The following is a 14,951-nucleotide window of genomic DNA, read 5'->3' on the forward strand; positions in this document are numbered from 1 at the left end:
GTTTCCTCTCGCTTTCGCAAGCCTATTTCTTCGCGTAGGACACGCCCATCCCGGCGCGAACGTCGGCCTGGATGCCGTAGGGCGCGATCGGATAGCGCAGGCCGTTTTTGGCAAGCTGCTTCATGCCGGCAATGGCCTTGGCGAGATGCTCGGGCTTGAGCGCCATCAGCATCTCCTCGTCGGGCACGCCGCCATAGCGCCGTTCGGCAAAACACGGCAGCGACAGGCTCGGCTCGCCGGTCTTCAGCGCCCTGCCCCAGGAATCCGCGCAGGCGGTCTCGCCGACCACGCCCCATTCGAACTTCCTGTAGCCGGTATATTGCAGGCCGTTGATCAGGATGATCATCTGGCCGGGCGTCGCATAGACCAGGCAAATATCCGGCGGATTGAGCCGGCCGCTGGTAAGCGGGCTCACCGCCATTGCCTGATACTGACCGAAAGGCACGACATCGAGCGCTTCCTGACGCTTGCGCGCGTCCTCCGCCGTGCCGTGCCAGACGCCGACGTAGTTTTCACCGGCGAGCCACTTTTCGTCCCTTGGCGCCAGACCGATCACGGCGCGACATTGGGCGCCGACGAGATCCTCGCCGGTGATGCCGACGGTCCAGCCGAGCCGCGAGGCCATGCTGACGATCTGGTCGGTGGTATGCACCGCCGATGGACGCCGGATTTTCGGGACCGCGGTCATTTCCTCGACACTGGCAAACATTTTGATGCCGATCACCGTCGTCTTGAGCCGCAGAAGACTATTCAGATCGGCCACCATGCCGGCCATATCGAGCGTTTCCGGCAGCGTCTGCTGTTGCATGGCGTCAACTCCCAAATCGGCGCGCTGAACGGCGCCTGCATCTCGATTGTAGCCCGGCCGGTTGCCCGCTTCTACTTCGCCGGCCCCGGTAATAGATCATCGATCTTGCCGGTGGCGCGGTAGGCAATGAGGCCCATCCATTCGCGCACCGCCATCTCCGTCCGTCCCAGTCCGTCCAGCGCGGCGTTGGTAAAACTAAGTACGTCGGCGCGTTTGCCGACGCGCCAGTCGACGGGATAGGGCTCGACCGCAAATCCCGCCTTCCGGAACAGGCCGACCGATCGCGGCATATGGAAGGCTGACGTCACCAGCAGCCAGCGCTCGCCCTGCTTCGGCGCGAGCAGGGCCTTGGAGAACTCCGCGTTCTCCTGCGTGTTGCGCGAAGTCCGTTCCATGATCAGCCGCGACTTGTCGATACCGAGGCTCTGGAAAATGGTGCCGGCGAAATCGGCTTCCCTGGCATCGTTCGAAATCAGTTTCGCACTGCCGCCGGAGAATACAACACGCGCTTTCGGATAACGGTGTGCCAGCGCTGCGGCCGCGATCAGGCGGTCGGGCGAGCTTCGCACCACCGGCGTGCCATGCGCGGCGGAAAGATCGGCCTCGATCGATGCGCCGAGCACGATGATGCCGTCCGGCGGCGCCCCGCTGCCGGCCTCCCACGGCGGAAAGCGCTGCTCCAGCGGATAGAGCAGCAGGTTCCCGAGCGGCGACAGCCCGCAAATGACCAGCAGCAAAACGGCTGCGATCACCAGCTTGCGGCCGAGCGATGCAAAGCGCGTGAACATCAGGATGGCGCCGACGAAACCGACGCCGATCAGAAGATTCGTCGGCAACAGCAGGAAGCCGAGCGTCTTGGAGAGGACAAAAAACAAGGGAAGCCTCTGACAATGTCTGGTACAGCGTCATACGACGCCATTGCAGCAATCAAAAGCCCTCCTCATGTCCCACCATCACCTGCATTCCAGCCCCGAAACCTGCCATTGGGGCTTCTTCGAAGCCAAATTGAAGCCGGCCCTGACCATCGCCAGTGGCGATGAAGTCACCATCGACACCGTGACCGGCGGCCCGGACGTGGTGCCGGACCGTAGTCGGTTTCACGTACCTCCCGAGCTTGCCGACATTCACGCGCGAAGCGAGCGCATGCTGCCCGGCCACATTCTCACCGGCCCGGTTGCGGTTGATGGCGCCGAGCCCGGTGACGTTCTGGAGGTTGACATCCTCGACGTCCAGCTCCGGCAGGACTGGGGCTACAATCTGATCCGCCCGCTGGCGGGGACGCTACCCGACGATTTCCATGAGACGCGGATCCTGAACATTCCGCTTGATCGCGATCGCATGGTCGGCCGGATGCCGTGGGGGCTCGATTTGCCGCTCAAGCCGTTCTTCGGTGTGATGGGTGTGGCGCCGCCGCCCGCCTGGGGGCGCATCACCTCGCTGATCCCGCGTGCGATGGGCGGCAATCTCGACAACAAGGAGCTCGGCGCCGGCGCCAAACTATATCTGCCGGTGTTCGTGCCGGGGGCGCTGTTCTCCTGCGGCGACGGCCATGGCGTGCAGGGAGACGGCGAAGTCTGCGTCACTGCAATCGAGACCGCGCTGCAGGGCCGCTTCCGCCTGACGCTGCGCAAGGACCTGCGGCTCAGCTATCCCCGCGCCGAAACATCAGATCACTACATGACGATGGCGATGGACCCCGACCTCGACCAATGCGTGGTGCGGGCGTTGCGCGACATGATCGTGCTGCTCGGCGAGAAACGCAATTTGTCGCGCGAGGATGCCTACACGCTCTGCAGCCTCGCCGCCGACCTGCGCGTGACGCAGACGGTTAACGGCTCCAAGGGCATTCACTGCATGATCGCGAAGGCGGTCGTGCACGGGTAATCGGACGATCTGCGGCTTTTTCAAAAAGGAGAGCGCAGCTTGAGCCTGGCGTGAAACAACACGCTGGTCTTACCGACCAACGCGGTCCCCTGCACCTGTGCACCATCGGCGGTATACGAACCACTGAAGCCGCAGGTGACTTCGCGGCCGCCGAACAGCGGCCGCGCGCCCGCGGATTTCGTGTGCTCATTGGTAATCAGTTCGCCGCGCCATTTGCCGCGATCCGCGGTGTATGAGCCCGTGTAGTAAAAATACGAGTCGCCGCCGGCGACCTTGCCATCGTGCAGCACGATTACTCCGTGCGCGCGGCCCTGGCCGCCGTCCGTCATCTCGATCTGGATGGTGTAGAGGCCGTTCGTTACCGTCATCGCGCCCTCGCCCCGGACATCATCGGCATTCCCTGCCCCACGAAGCAATCAGGAAATAGCCGCAGGAGTGGATCGTTTCGCCGCGCCTGCAACGGCCGTTAACGCTTGCCGCGCACTGTGCGTCACCGGCGCTCGGCCGATCCACAACCCCCACGTCCGCTTTTAATACGCTTTTTCAAATGGATAGACGGCTATCCACAAGTCGTTTGACTCATGTGTGCAAAACTAAATAGAGTCGAAATAGTAACTTTTCAGTACATCGTTTAAAAGTTAGCGTTCCCCATGGCTACAGAAAAAGCCGAAACCGACCGCGTTCCAGTTACGTTGGCGCTCTCGACCATCAACTATCTCGAAAGACTGGTGAGACAGGGCACCCACGGCACCAGCGTTCCCGGCGTCGCAAGAACTTTGATCGAGGAAGGCATTCGGCTCGCCATCAAGGACGGGCTGCTTGCAATCCGCGACAATGGAAAGGCGTCCTGACGGGCAACGACGCGGCGGTCTTCACAGAATGTGGAACCGAGAAAATGCTTACGAATTTACCGACCTGGACCACCGATCGCGTCGAGCTCCTGAAGAGCCATTTTGAGGCCGGCCTCACCTGTCGCGAGATAGCAGCCAGCATCGGCGTCAGCCGCAACGCCGTGATTGGCAAGCTTGCCCGCCTCCAGTTGACGCGCGGCCCGGCCCGGGCCGAACCACGCCCCACCAAGGCTGCCAGAGAACGCTCCCGAAAATCCATTCCGCGCCTGCAGTACAAGATCCTGCAGGCCGTCTATGAAAACGCGCAGCCGCTGCCGGAAGTAACGATCACAAGCGAACACCGCTGCTCGCTGTTCGAACTCAGCAACCAGCGCTGCCGCTGGCCGATCAGCACGCCAGGAGCTGAGGATTTCTGCTTTTGCGGCGACACGCCGGTAGAAGGCATGCCCTATTGCACTGGGCATACCCGCCTCGCCTACCGCCCGGGCTCTCGCCAGCGCGTTGCGCGCGCATATTGACGAGCGACATGCAGTTATCGCGAAGATACGAAGAAGCGGACGGTCGGTTCTGATTCCATCAACCGACCGTCCGCTAACGCGTGATGACTTTTCTTCGAATCGTCATCCGCTTTACCTTTTGTTTGAGCATGATCTCCGCGCAAACGCGTTCCGCGTTTGTCGCGAGGGAAAACCGCTGCACACTTTTCCGGATCATGCTCTAGCCGAGCCGCCAGCCGACCTCTTCCGTAAAGCTCTTGTAGAACTCCGGCGTGTAGGCCTTTTCCGGGGCCTGCCGCACCCGCTCGTCGAGCTTGTGGGCGTCGTCGCCGACGAGAATGCGCCAGCGCTCGGCCTTGACGCCATCGAGGATGATCTTTGCCGCGGCCGCCGCCGTGGTCGGCGCCTCCTCGCGGAAAGTGCGAGCGCGATCCCGCGCGATCTGTTGGATGTCGTCGTCCGACATCGCCGCGGTGTCGATGCCCATGCCGTTCAGGCGCTGCCGCGTCGCCAGGATTTCATTCGGGCTCAGTTCTTCGGATTCCGATCCGCTCTGGATCTTGCGCGAATTGGAAACGATCGAGGTACCGATATGCCCGGGCATCACAACTGAGCATTTGATATGCGGAGCGTTGAGGCGCAGGTCCGTCATCAACGCTTCGGTAAAACCTTTCACCGCGAACTTGGCGGCGCTGTAGGCGGTGTGCGAGGCGCCTATGCCGACGGATGCCCAGAAGCCGTTGACGCTCGATGTGTTGATGATGTGGGCCTCGTCGGCCTTCATCATCAGCGGCAGGAAAGTGCGGACGCCGAGATAGACGCCGCCCCAGCAGATGTTGAAGGTGCGCTCCCACTGCTCGCGCGTGTTGGTGAACAGGCTGCCGCCGCCGCCGATGCCGGCATTGTTGAACAGGAGATGGATCTTGTCGGTCGCCTGCTGCTCGATCAGCTCGTCGCGGAAGCGCTGCAGGTGAGCCTCGATCGAGACGTCGGCGACATGGGTGGTAATGCGCAGACCCTGCGGCAGCTTTTCCGCCTCGCACAGCCGCTTGGTTTCGGCCATTGCTTCCGGCGAGACGTCGCACATCGCGACATTGCAGCCTTCGGCGACAAGCTGGCGCGCGAGTTCGCGGCCCATGCCCGTGCCGCCCCCGGTGATCACGGCGAACTTTCCGGCAAAATCCTTCATTGCGACGCTTACCTCGATTTTCAATTTTTGAGTTGGGGCCCTCATGGAAATGGAGCCCGTGGGGAAGGACAGTAACAGGTGAGAACCGCCGGTAAAGCCGCCCATAAGACGGGCAGCGCGATTGTCTCGTGACCGTTTCGCGGAGCGGAATTTTCTCCGCCGCCTCGCGCGAGCCGCCCAGTGCGCCCAATCCCTCCAGCGCCTTCCGGATGGCGGCCTGTTGCGTGGGCGACGCTTCGGGCATCGGCGCGCGGGAGAAAGTCGCCGGCAGCCCTTGCAGCGACTGTGCGTAGCGCGTGCACGCCGGCAGATTATCGGAGACGATGGCGTTCCACAGCGTCAGCAGTTTCTTGTGCAGCTCGAGCGCACGGACATGGTTGCCCGACTTGACCACGTTCCAGAGCTCGACGGACGCATGCGGCGCCGCGCTCAGGATCGCGGCGATCGAACCATGCGCACCAAGCGTATAGGACGGATACATCAGGGCATCGACGGCGCTGTAGATCAGTTTGTCCGGCGCCATCATCATGAGATCGGCGAACAGTTTCAGATCGCCCGCGCTCTGCTTGACGCCGACGACGAGCGGCACCTCATTCATGATCCGTGTCAGCAGCGCCGGCGACAGATAGGACCACGGCACGACGTTGTAGATGATGATCGGCATGCCGGTTTCGTCGGCCATGCGACGGAAGTGATCGACATCGCCTGCTCGTCCGGCTTGAACAGATAATGCACCGGCGTCACCTGCAGCGCTGCGACGTCCATGTCGCGCACCAGCCTGCCGCGGCGGATCGCATCGCGGGTGAAATCGACGATGATCCCGGCGATCACGGGCGCGCGCCCTTTCGCCGCTTCCACCGTCGCCGCCACCAGGTCCCGATATTCCTCGTGGTCGAGCGTATGCCCCTCACCGGTCGAACCGCCGGCCGCCATGCCATGACTGCCGGCCGCGATCAGCCAGTCGACCTGGGGTGCAACGAGTTTGAACTCGATCTCGCCGTCTTTCCGAAATGGCGTGGTCATCGGCGGTACCACGCCGGTCGGACGTGTTTTCATCGAACTGCCCTCGCGTTCCACCCGAATGTGCGGGTGTGTTCCCGCTTTCCCGGCGATACCAGCCGGTCGCGGCAAGCCTACTGAATGTCGTCGCGGCGATCCAGTTGCAGCATCAACGCGGCTGATCAGCAGAAATGCCGGAGCAACAATGGAGGTGGCGACTTTTGCGCTGCAGCGCCAATACTGCCGGGGCCAGCGGTTGCGCTGGCAGTCCCTTGACCTATGTCAATGGACTGCACGGCGCGATGGCGAACCTTCCCCGGGGCGTAACCTGCTCGCGTGACAGGGTGCGGGGGATTGTTCACCTGACGCCGCTTGCTGCGAAAACCGACATATCGAGGGCACCGCAGATGAATGTGGCAGTCCGACTCCTGATCGCTTTGGCGGTCGCGTTGACGTCGCTGGGTGCGATGTCGCCGGAACGTTCCGAACAACCCGCCGATGAGACCGAGATACGCATCGGCAATCTCATGCCTTATTCAGGAAAGCTGGCCGAATTCGCCGCCATCGGAAGAGCCCAGGCTGCCTATTTCGACATGATCAATGCCCAGGGCGGGATCAACGGCCGCAAGATTCGCTTCATCTCCCGCGACGACAATTCCGATCCCACCGTTGCGCTCGACATGACGCGCAAACTGGTCGAGCAGGACAATGTCCACCTGATATTCGGTTCCTTCGGAACGCCAGGGAACCTTGCGATCCGGCGTTTCCTGAACGAGAAGAAAATTCCCCAGCTGTTCCCGGTTTCCGGCGCCGATGAGTTGAGCGATCCGAAGGCGTTTCCGTGGACGATGGGCTGGCAGCCGTCATCCCAGGCCGCGGGGCGCATCTACGCCAACTACATCCAGGCCACCTATCCGCAGCGCAAGATCGTGATCGTTTGGCAGAACGATCACTTCGGCAACGACCTGCACAAGGGAATCCAGAAGGGCCTCGGCGACCTCAAGCGCATGATCATCGTCGGCCTCGCCTTCGATGTAGCCGATGAGCATATCGATGGACATGTTTCCATCCTGAAGCGATCCGGCGCCGAGATCCTGCTGTTCGCAGGCGTCCCGACAGCAGCCTCGCAAGTCATCCGCTTTGCGGCAGACCTGCATTGGCACCCGGCGTTGCTGTTGAACGATGCGGCGGCCTCCATCGGCGCCACATTGGGGCCCGCAGGGGCGCAGAAATCCGCTGGTGTGATTTCGGCCACGTTCCTCAAGGATCCGACCGATCCGGCCTGGAAGGACGATCCGGCAATCAAGAACTGGCTGAACTTCATGGACAAGTATTATCCCGACGGGGACAAGGGCAGCGGCGCCGCGCTTTACGGCTATGCCGCCGCGGAGACGCTGGTTCAGGTGCTGAAACAATGCGGCAATGATCTCTCGCGCGAAAATATCATGCGGCAGGCAGCTTCGTTGAAGGACTTCGAGGTTTCCGTCCTTCTGCCCGGCATCAAGGTAAACACCGGCACGGACGATTACCGGCCGATCAAGCAGATGCGCCTCGTTCAGTTCGACGGCCGCACCTGGCAGCTAATCGGCGACGTGATCGATACGGCGTTCACGGACGGTCAGAACAAATAGGCCGCGAGATTTTTCCCAGGCGCGCGCGCTTGAAGCTCGATGCGTCAGCGCTTGCAGATGTCGCGGGTCTCTTTCTGCTCGCTGCGCATGACCTGCATTATTTCGGCCGGGGCAAAGCTGCCGAAATCGGCGGCGACGAGCGTACCGTAGCGACGGTGGTTCTTGAGCATGAGCAACAGGCGATCTCTGATATTCTCGATGGCGCGTGCGTCATCGGCCGATATCGCCGGCTTGCCTGTAGAACCGGCGGTCTGCTTGGCGTAGGCAAAGAACTTGGTAGTGGCCTCCACTGCCGCGGCGCGGTTATCGGGATCGCAGAGTTCGCGATCGTCCAAGGCGTAGATGCAGCTCGCCAATTGTCCCCATGAGTTGGCCTGATTGATCGTCTGGTTTTCGGACCAGCGGTCTGACTTGCCAGCCATTGCGGAAATGTTCGCCTGCATGCTGCCGGCCTTCAGGATGAAGTACGCTGCGCTCGGCTCCATCTTACTGGCGTCCGGACCGACGTCCACCGCCTTGAAAATACAGCTTCGCACGACCGGCGCGGTTTCCGGCCGGCCGATACGATTGGTGTCGGCAAACATTGAAACACTGGGTCCGCCCGAGAACTGGCTCTTCACCAGATCCGATATTTTAGGCGCCCAGATCCATCCGCCGACGACGAGGAAGCCGCCGAGGAAGGCAATGATGGGCATGCGGATGAGGCTGAAAATTTCGCCGGCCATTTCAAACTCCTGGCACTAGGCCTTCGGGCAATTGTCGCTCGTACCTTTGTAGCGATCGAGCATCGGCTTCATCGCTGTGGGCACGCTCCAGCCGAAATCGGCCTTGATCAATCGCCCGCTGCTGGTGTCCTGCACCAGGGCTGCGTTGATCGCGCGGTTGCGCGGGCTGTCCCAGAGCTTCCTGACTGTGGACATTTCGGCTTCGCCATATCGCTTGGCCGTGTTCATCATCTCATCGAACTTCGCAAAATAGCGATTGATGTAATCGACGATGTAGGCGCGGTTGTTCCGCTCGCAGACCGCGTTGGGGTGCGTGACGAGATAGCAGTTCAGCGCCGCCGTCATGTCCCTCGCCCGGTCGAGATCGCGCCAGTCAACGCGATGCGTGTCGGTGGAAAGCTTCGGGAGCAGCCCGTCCCTTTCGGGCTGTTCAAGCGCGGGGTAACACGCCTGGCGTATTTTCGCCGCCCTCCACTCGCCCATACGTTCGCCGCCCGGCAGGTAATCCCCGGTATGGCCCATGACAAAATAGTTGATCAGGTTTATGCCCAAAAAAATGCCGCCAAGAACAAAGGCCGCACGCTTCAGGAAATCCATGGCTCATACTCTGCACAGGTTGTGCTCGGGGATTTTGTAACACCCGGAGTGTGCCAGGATCGTTAATTGCGGCTCGATGCACGGTTGAGGTTAAGGCGAACTTACCTTCTGGAGCGGGCTAGCCTCAGGGCGTGTCCCGGCACCTCGCGTGAACCTTGAGCCCGCGGCCACGACCTACATACGAGAGGCAGTATCAATCTATGGGAGGCCGCGGTGACCCATTGGCGCGATACCATGGTCGATCGACCGGAAACGGATGCCGGGTCTTATTTTACAGGCTGGACGATCAGCGGCGTAGCTGTGCTGGGGACCATTGTTGCCGTCTGGGCTCTCGGCATCTAGCCGAGATCAGGATCGCCATCCGTGAAGATATAAATGGTCGGAGCGAGAGGATTTGAACCTCCGACCCCTAGTCTCCCAGACTAGTGCGCTAACCGGGCTGCGCCACGCTCCGATGCCGTTCCATTAGCTGCGATCAGCGTCCGGCGCAAGGCGCGCGAGTGGCCTCTTTGAGGCCCAATGAGCGGGCCCAGTTCCCGCCGGCTCAGCCGTCCTTCATTGCCGTATCCAGCAACTCCCGGCAGGAGATCAGATCCTTCAGCACCCGTTCGAGGCGTTCGCGGTCGGCGTCCGACGGCCCCGGCTTGCCCTTGGCGAACGGCAGCAAAATGCCGTCGTCGTCGGTATCGGCAAAGCGATAGTCGATTTCCTTCTCTTCGGTCTCGTAATCCTCGTCCTCGGAATCGGCATCCGCGGTCGGGATTTCTCCCTCTTCGGGCTCCTGCAGACTGAGACCGATCGCCTCCTCGACCGCTCCGAAGGTGACGGCAGAAGTCTGGTCGGCAAGGCCCTGTACCGATTTGATGCCGTGCTCTTTCAGGATCCGCTGCACGCCGCGGATGGTGTAGCCCTCGCCGTACAGCAGACGGCGGATCCCCTTCAGCAGATCGACGTCGTCGGGGCGATAGTAACGCCGCCCGCCGCTTCGCTTCATCGGCTTGATCTGGGCGAACCGCGTCTCCCAGAATCGCAGCACGTGCTGGGGAATGTCGAGCTCTTCAGCGACTTCGCTGATGGTGCGGAACGCATCCGGCGCCTTGTCCAAATGCCACTCCTCTCAACTCATCTAGTTGGTGAAGACGCAGTACTCGCCTTGCTACGCGGTCGTGCTACTCGGTCTCGCTATTCGGCCTTGCTTTCGCCGTTGCCCACCGCATGGCCGTTGATGCGCTGCTTCAGAATCGCCGATGGCTTGAACACCATCACACGACGCGGCGAGATCGGCACTTCAGTACCGGTCTTCGGGTTACGTCCGATCCGCTGTCCCTTCTTGCGCACCATGAACGAGCCGAACGACGACAGCTTCACCGTCTCGCCTTTCTCCAGGCAATCGGTAATCTCTTTCAAAACGAGCTCGACAAACGCGGACGATTCCGTTCGCGAGAGGCCCACCTTCTGGTAGACCGCCTCGCAGAGATCGACACGTGTGACTGTTTTTCCGGTCCCGGTCATCGCCTGCCCCGCACTCTCGGCGAACAAATTTATTGCCTGAAATTATGAGGTTAGCACGCAATGGTCAACAGCGAGCATCATGCAGAAGCATGAAGTCGGCCACAATTTTAATCGGTAGTTTTACCCAGCGCTTACCAGCGCACGAGGGCGGAACCCCAGGTGAAGCCGCCGCCCATGGCTTCAAACAGCACCAGATCGCCCTTCTTGACGCGCCCGTCCTTGACGGCAACCGCAAGCGCCAGCGGAATCGACGCCGCCGACGTATTGCCGTGCTGATCGACGGTCAGCACCACCTTCTGCGGCGCAATATGAAGCTTGTGCGCTGACGCGTCGATGATTCGCTTGTTGGCCTGATGCGGAATGAACCAGTCGATGTCCTCGGCGCTGGTTCCCGTAGCATTGAAGGCGTCCACGATCACATCCGTGATCATGCCGACCGCGTGCTTGAACACTTCGCGGCCTTCCATCCGGAGATAGCCGACGGTCTGGGTGCTGGAAGGACCGCCATCGACGAACAGCTTTGCCTTGTGCCGGCCGTCCGAGCGCAGATGCGTCGTCAGCACGCCGCGGTCGGAAGGCAGGCCCGGCTGGTCCTGCGCCTCGAGCACGACCGCGCCGGCGCCGTCGCCGAACAGCACGCAGGTGCCGCGGTCGTTCCAGTCGAGAATGCGCGAGAAGGTTTCGGCGCCGATCACCAGCGCGCGCTTGTAAGCGCCGGAACGCAGGAAATTATCGGCGGTCGCGAGCGCGAAGACGAAGCCGGAGCACACCGCCTGCAGATCGAAGGCGGCGCCGTGGTGGATGCCAAGTTCGTTCTGAACGGCGACCGCGGTCGCCGGAAAAGTGTTGTCCGGCGTCGAGGTCGCCAGCACGATCAGGTCGATCGCCTGGGCGTCGAGGCCGGCATGCTCCAGCGCGGCGCGCGCGGCGTTGATTGCCAGATGCGAGGTGAACTCGCCTTCGGCCGCGATGTGCCGCTCCCGGATGCCGGTACGCTGCACGATCCACTCGTCCGACGTATCGATCCGGGCGGCGAGTTCCGCATTGGTCAGCACCTTCTGCGGCAGATAGGAGCCGCAGCCCAGCACGACCGAACGTTTCGCAGTCACGAGACAGCCTCCTGCGCGGTCTGTGCCAGTGCACTACCGTCGCTATTTATCATCTGATTGATCTTGGTGAGGAGATCGCAGCGGACCATCTCATAGCCAACATCGATTGCGTAGGCAAAGCCTTCGGCGCTGATTCCGCCATGGCTTTTGACGACCACGCCTTTCAGGCCAAGCAGCACGCCACCATTGGATTTGTTCGGATCGAGCTTGTCCCGGAGCGCCTTGAACGCGCCGCGGGCGAACAGGTAACCGATCCGGGATAGCCAACTGCTTGCCATGGCGTTGCGCAGAAAATCCGCCATCTGCCGCGCAGTGCCTTCGGCGGCTTTCAACGCGATGTTGCCGCTGAATCCTTCCGAAACGATCACATCGGCCGCGCCCTGGCCGATCCCGTCGCCCTCGACGAAGCCAATATAATTGAGCTGCGACGCGCGCAGCAACTCGGCGGCCTCGCGGATCTCCTCATGGCCCTTGATCTCCTCGACCCCGATGTTGAGGAGGCCGACAGTCGGCCGTTCCCGGTTGAACAGCACGCTCGCCATCGCGCTGCCCATCACCGCCAGAGCCACGAGATGGTGCGCGTCGCCGCCGATCGTGGCGCCGAGATCGAGCACGACGGAATCGCCGCGTGCCGTCGGCCACACGCCCGCAATGGCCGGGCGATCGATCCCGGGCATGGTGTGCAGATGGAAGCGTGCCATCGCCATCAGGGCGCCGGTGTTGCCGGCGGAAACCGCAACATGAGCCTCGCTCCGCTTCACGGCGTCGATCGCAAGCCACATTGACGACCTTTTGCGGCCGCGGCGCAACGCCTGGCTCGGCTTGTCGTGCATACTCACCGTGACATCGGTATGGACCACGCGCGATGCTGCCTTCAGCGCCGGATATTTCGCGAGTTGCTCGTCGATCAGCTTGCTGTCGCCATAGAGCAGGAATTCGGTGTCGGGATGCCGTTCCAAAGAGATTGCGGCGCCGGGAATGACGACCGATGCGCCGACATCGCCACCCATGGCGTCAAGCGCGATTCGAACCTTTTGAGGCATGAACGTCCCGGAAACCTGATCTCTTGCGGCCCTCGTAGAGCCCGGCCGCGCACTGGAATGGCACCGCTAAAGCGATGCTCGGTGAAACGCAACGCGCGCCTCCGCCGGGCCGCGACAATAGCGTGTCCCCGTTCTGACACAACCTCTTGAGGGCGGTCTTTTGGCGAAAGGGAAGCGGTGTGGCCCGAAATCCAAAATAAGAAATATACCCAGATAATTCAATATCTTATTTTGGATTCTTGGGAAGATATTGGAGCTACTTCAACCCGAACGCAGCTTCCTAGGCCACTTTAGCTGCCGGCTACTTGCCCTTGGGCTTCCTGGCGCCCGATTTTTTCGGTTCTGCTTTCAACGCCTTGAGCGCCGCGAACGGATGATCTTCGGGATCGGCTGCTTCAACCACCGGCTCAAATACGGCGCCGGGCTTGCGCGGATAGGGATCGACGGCGAGATACAAGGCGTCGGTGGCAACCCTGCCGAGGTCGATCATACCGTTCTCGATCGGCTCGGGCGGATCGGGCATCTCCTCGTCGCTCTCTTCGGCCTCGTCGACCAGCGCGGCCATCTGCGGGATCTGCTCGGGCGGCGCGAAGATCAGATCGATCGGTTCGTCGATATCGTTCTCGATCTCCTCCAACGTCACCACGCAGGTCTGGCCGATCCGCGCCCGCACGTGGCCGACCACGTGGAAGCGGCCGCCGCTCTTTGGCGTGACGTCGAAAGAGGCCCGCACCGAAAGCACCTCACGCAAGCCTCCGACATCGGCCACGGCAGCGCGGATGGCCTGATCGGCCTGGATATCGCGATGCAGGCCCGTCTCCGGTATCTGCGCTACCGCGACGGGGACGCGCCACGGGTCGGGTTTCTCTGTCGTACCGGTCTTGCTCATTGCTGTGCGCCTGCCTTCTCGGGCGAGGGAAACCTGGCCGAACCACTTACCAGCGCCGCCTCGCCCTGGCTGTCGAGGGCGGCCATTGCCGCCTCGGCATAGACCGCAAGCAGGCGGGCTTTTTCGATATTCTCGCCGTTCAGGATATTCTTGCACATGGCCTGTGCCAGCGCCTCGCGGCCGTCCGTCAGCGCCAGGTCATAGGCCGTTGTCCGGCCATAGAAGGCCTCGCCGAAGGCCTGCATCCGCTTCGGCACCTTGAGGTCGCTGACCCCCATCTCGCGCAGATTATCGTCCATATCGTTGCAAAAATGGTCGAATAGCCCCTGCGACAGGGCCGTGGCCCCCTCGACCGATTTCAATCGCCGCAGCACCAGCCACAAATGCAGCAGAAGCAGGTCAAAACGGCCGTTAACCGTGTCCGGAACCCCAAAGTCCCGATAAAACAACGGTTCTCGCGCCTGCGTCACGATCATGCCATAGATGGCCTCGATGGTGCCGCGCAACGGCGGCCGGGGTTTCCTGAAGTGATTGAACGGCCAAAGCATTGTGGGTTCCGCGAGCGAGCCCTCCAGATTCTTTGCCGGGGGCCCGCGCATGTTGCAATCCAGCGTGCTGCCCGGTACGTCAACGCACCGCGCGATGCAAGAGGACGGGCTAATTCCTGACATGACCGAAATGAGCCACCTGAGCACCAGCGTGCCCTCGTCGCGCCGCCTGTCCGCATGCCGGCGCGGTTTTCGCGCGGCGGCGGCCGTGGCATTGGTCTGCGCGGCGCTGGCCGGATGCACCGGCGAGCAGTTCCAGAAGGGCTATATCCTGCCGCCCAACGCGCTGGAGCAAATTCCGATCGGCGCCAGCCAGGATCAGGTGCTGATCGTGATGGGAACGCCGTCCACGGTGGCGACCCTGAACGGCGAGGTGTTCTATTACATCTCGCAGCGCTCCGAACGCAAAGTCGCTTTCATGAACCAGCAGGTCGTCGACCAGCGCGTGATCGCGATCTATTTCGACAAGAACCGCCAGGTGACGCGGCTTGCCAATTACGGATTGCAGGACGGCAAGATCTTCGACTTCATCAGCCGCACCACGCCCACATCCGGCCAGGAGCTCAGCTACCTGACGCCGCTGTTCAAGCTCTTGAGCTTTAACTAGAGCCAGTCACTTCTGAATCACTCTGTTCCGTGGCGCGGAAATCCTGCGCCAAGTCGCCCGCT

The 14,951-nt window shown here is 61.8% G+C and carries 17 protein-coding genes, 1 tRNA gene and 1 pseudogene; 5 read left to right on the forward strand and 14 right to left on the reverse strand.

Going from position 1 to position 14,951, the window contains the following annotated elements:
- Positions 1-22: 22 nt before the first annotated feature.
- Together ACH79_RS34780 and ACH79_RS34785 are read right to left on the reverse strand one after the other, a co-directional pair.
- Entirely contained in the window at positions 23-808 is a 786-nt protein-coding gene (locus tag ACH79_RS34780) for a DUF169 domain-containing protein (protein WP_161854977.1), read from the reverse strand.
- Positions 809-879: 71 nt separating this feature from the next.
- Positions 880-1,683, reverse strand: coding sequence for a YdcF family protein (locus tag ACH79_RS34785; RefSeq protein WP_161854978.1), 804 nt, complete (start codon positions 1,681-1,683; stop codon positions 880-882).
- Positions 1,684-1,750: 67 nt separating this feature from the next.
- On the opposite strand from ACH79_RS34785, the gene ACH79_RS34790 reads away from it, so the two are divergent.
- Entirely contained in the window at positions 1,751-2,692 is a 942-nt protein-coding gene (locus ACH79_RS34790; RefSeq protein ID WP_161854979.1) for an acetamidase/formamidase family protein, read from the forward strand.
- Positions 2,693-2,712: 20 nt separating this feature from the next.
- Here the strand turns inward: ACH79_RS34790 and ACH79_RS34795 are convergent, their stop codons facing one another.
- On the reverse strand, positions 2,713-3,060 hold the full coding sequence (locus ACH79_RS34795) for a GrlR family regulatory protein (protein WP_161854980.1): 348 nt from the start codon (positions 3,058-3,060) through the stop codon (positions 2,713-2,715).
- A 282-nt stretch (positions 3,061-3,342) separates the two neighbouring features.
- Here ACH79_RS34795 and ACH79_RS34800 point away from each other — a divergent pair, with 282 nt between their 5' ends.
- Both ACH79_RS34800 and ACH79_RS34805 read left to right on the forward strand, forming a co-directional pair.
- Entirely contained in the window at positions 3,343-3,543 is a 201-nt protein-coding gene (locus ACH79_RS34800) for a hypothetical protein (RefSeq protein ID WP_057839093.1), read from the forward strand.
- 44 nt (positions 3,544-3,587) lie between these two features.
- Positions 3,588-4,061 (forward strand): GcrA family cell cycle regulator, encoded by a 474-nt coding sequence (locus tag ACH79_RS34805; RefSeq protein ID WP_161854981.1) that lies wholly within the window; start codon positions 3,588-3,590, stop codon positions 4,059-4,061.
- Between the two features lie 199 nt (positions 4,062-4,260).
- On the opposite strand, the gene ACH79_RS34810 is transcribed toward ACH79_RS34805, so the two are convergent.
- Positions 4,261-5,229, reverse strand: coding sequence for an SDR family oxidoreductase (locus tag ACH79_RS34810; protein ID WP_161854982.1), 969 nt, complete (start codon positions 5,227-5,229; stop codon positions 4,261-4,263).
- A gap of 154 nt (positions 5,230-5,383) precedes the next feature.
- Positions 5,384-6,285: pseudogene (locus ACH79_RS34815) on the reverse strand (dihydrodipicolinate synthase family protein); the annotation flags it as partial.
- A gap of 350 nt (positions 6,286-6,635) precedes the next feature.
- On the opposite strand from ACH79_RS34815, the gene ACH79_RS34820 reads away from it, so the two are divergent.
- Positions 6,636-7,859, forward strand: coding sequence for an ABC transporter substrate-binding protein (locus ACH79_RS34820; RefSeq protein ID WP_161854983.1), 1,224 nt, complete (start codon positions 6,636-6,638; stop codon positions 7,857-7,859).
- Between the two features lie 44 nt (positions 7,860-7,903).
- On the opposite strand, the gene ACH79_RS34825 is transcribed toward ACH79_RS34820, so the two are convergent.
- The 9 genes from ACH79_RS34825 to ACH79_RS34865 all read right to left on the reverse strand — a co-directional run bounded on the left by ACH79_RS34825 (position 7,904) and on the right by ACH79_RS34865 (position 14,282).
- Positions 7,904-8,584, reverse strand: coding sequence for a hypothetical protein (locus tag ACH79_RS34825; protein ID WP_161854984.1), 681 nt, complete (start codon positions 8,582-8,584; stop codon positions 7,904-7,906).
- A 15-nt stretch (positions 8,585-8,599) separates the two neighbouring features.
- Positions 8,600-9,181: a hypothetical protein gene (locus ACH79_RS34830; protein ID WP_161854985.1), complete on the reverse strand. Its 582-nt coding sequence runs from the start codon at positions 9,179-9,181 to the stop codon at positions 8,600-8,602.
- 376 nt (positions 9,182-9,557) lie between these two features.
- Positions 9,558-9,635 (reverse strand) — tRNA-Pro (locus ACH79_RS34835).
- Positions 9,636-9,725: 90 nt separating this feature from the next.
- Positions 9,726-10,286, reverse strand: a complete 561-nt coding sequence (locus ACH79_RS34840) for a MerR family transcriptional regulator (protein ID WP_161854986.1) — start codon at positions 10,284-10,286, stop codon at positions 9,726-9,728.
- 77 nt (positions 10,287-10,363) lie between these two features.
- Complete coding sequence (locus ACH79_RS34845; RefSeq protein ID WP_057858942.1) at positions 10,364-10,693, reverse strand: integration host factor subunit alpha; 330 nt, start codon at positions 10,691-10,693, stop codon at positions 10,364-10,366.
- A gap of 131 nt (positions 10,694-10,824) precedes the next feature.
- Positions 10,825-11,802, reverse strand: coding sequence for a beta-ketoacyl-ACP synthase III (locus tag ACH79_RS34850; RefSeq protein WP_161854987.1), 978 nt, complete (start codon positions 11,800-11,802; stop codon positions 10,825-10,827).
- Positions 11,799-12,845, reverse strand: a complete 1,047-nt coding sequence (plsX, locus tag ACH79_RS34855) for a phosphate acyltransferase PlsX (protein ID WP_161854988.1) — start codon at positions 12,843-12,845, stop codon at positions 11,799-11,801. The genes ACH79_RS34850 and plsX overlap by 4 nt, the downstream gene beginning before the upstream one ends.
- A 301-nt stretch (positions 12,846-13,146) precedes the next feature.
- Entirely contained in the window at positions 13,147-13,734 is a 588-nt protein-coding gene (locus ACH79_RS34860) for a DUF177 domain-containing protein (RefSeq protein ID WP_161854989.1), read from the reverse strand.
- A complete protein-coding gene (locus ACH79_RS34865) occupies positions 13,731-14,282 on the reverse strand; it encodes a ubiquinol-cytochrome C chaperone family protein (protein ID WP_161856713.1) in 552 nt (183 codons plus the stop codon). The genes ACH79_RS34860 and ACH79_RS34865 overlap by 4 nt, the downstream gene beginning before the upstream one ends.
- 121 nt (positions 14,283-14,403) lie before the next feature.
- Between ACH79_RS34865 and ACH79_RS34870 the strand changes: the two genes are divergently transcribed.
- Complete coding sequence (locus tag ACH79_RS34870; protein WP_371419482.1) at positions 14,404-14,889, forward strand: outer membrane protein assembly factor BamE; 486 nt, start codon at positions 14,404-14,406, stop codon at positions 14,887-14,889.
- Positions 14,890-14,951 lie beyond the last annotated feature (62 nt).

The sequence above is a fragment of the Bradyrhizobium sp. CCBAU 051011 genome (assembly GCF_009930815.1).
Lineage (GTDB): Bacteria > Pseudomonadota > Alphaproteobacteria > Rhizobiales > Xanthobacteraceae > Bradyrhizobium.

Coding starts and splice junctions, on each gene's coding strand:
- ACH79_RS34795 (WP_161854980.1), bottom strand. CDS start 3,060: ATGACGGTAACGAACGGCCTCTACACCATCCAGATCGAGATGACGGAC.
- ACH79_RS34810 (WP_161854982.1), bottom strand. CDS start 5,229: ATGAAGGATTTTGCCGGAAAGTTCGCCGTGATCACCGGGGGCGGCACG.
- ACH79_RS34830 (WP_161854985.1), bottom strand. CDS start 9,181: ATGGATTTCCTGAAGCGTGCGGCCTTTGTTCTTGGCGGCATTTTTTTG.
- ACH79_RS34790 (WP_161854979.1), top strand. CDS start 1,751: ATGTCCCACCATCACCTGCATTCCAGCCCCGAAACCTGCCATTGGGGC.
- ACH79_RS34820 (WP_161854983.1), top strand. CDS start 6,636: ATGAATGTGGCAGTCCGACTCCTGATCGCTTTGGCGGTCGCGTTGACG.
- ACH79_RS34870 (WP_371419482.1), top strand. CDS start 14,404: ATGACCGAAATGAGCCACCTGAGCACCAGCGTGCCCTCGTCGCGCCGC.
- ACH79_RS34805 (WP_161854981.1), top strand. CDS start 3,588: ATGCTTACGAATTTACCGACCTGGACCACCGATCGCGTCGAGCTCCTG.
- ACH79_RS34860 (WP_161854989.1), bottom strand. CDS start 13,734: ATGAGCAAGACCGGTACGACAGAGAAACCCGACCCGTGGCGCGTCCCC.
- ACH79_RS34825 (WP_161854984.1), bottom strand. CDS start 8,584: ATGGCCGGCGAAATTTTCAGCCTCATCCGCATGCCCATCATTGCCTTC.
- plsX (WP_161854988.1), bottom strand. CDS start 12,845: ATGCCTCAAAAGGTTCGAATCGCGCTTGACGCCATGGGTGGCGATGTC.
- ACH79_RS34845 (WP_057858942.1), bottom strand. CDS start 10,693: ATGACCGGGACCGGAAAAACAGTCACACGTGTCGATCTCTGCGAGGCG.
- ACH79_RS34780 (WP_161854977.1), bottom strand. CDS start 808: ATGCAACAGCAGACGCTGCCGGAAACGCTCGATATGGCCGGCATGGTG.
- ACH79_RS34865 (WP_161856713.1), bottom strand. CDS start 14,282: ATGCTTTGGCCGTTCAATCACTTCAGGAAACCCCGGCCGCCGTTGCGC.
- ACH79_RS34800 (WP_057839093.1), top strand. CDS start 3,343: ATGGCTACAGAAAAAGCCGAAACCGACCGCGTTCCAGTTACGTTGGCG.